Genomic DNA, 255 nt, shown 5'->3' with positions numbered 1-255 from the left:
AGACGATCGCCTGCTGCGCTTTGGTCAGGTCACGCCGGATCACGTCATCGAAAACTATGTTCGCATGCTGGATTTCAGCCGCGACACCGTGTTCGGCGTATTCGACCGTCAACTGCAACTAGTCGGCGCCGGCCATCTGGCGTATCTGCCGGCTGAAGGCGATACACGCACCGCTGAATTCGGCGTGTCGGTGTCGGAAAGCGTGCGCGGCCAGGGTATCGGCACGAAGCTCTTCGAGCGCGCCGCCATCCGCAG

At 62.0% G+C, this 255-nt stretch carries 1 protein-coding gene; it reads left to right on the top strand.

Going from position 1 to position 255, the window contains the following annotated elements; all coding sequences use genetic code 11:
- Positions 1-255: GNAT family N-acetyltransferase (locus SB753_RS39290; RefSeq protein WP_410805452.1), on the top strand; the 255-nt coding region annotated here is incomplete at both ends.

The sequence above is a fragment of the Paraburkholderia sp. SIMBA_053 genome, from assembly GCF_046534895.1.
Lineage (GTDB): Bacteria > Pseudomonadota > Gammaproteobacteria > Burkholderiales > Burkholderiaceae > Paraburkholderia > Paraburkholderia caledonica.
Note: the sequence above shows the minus strand (reverse complement) of the source record. Positions and strands in the feature narration are given on the sequence as shown.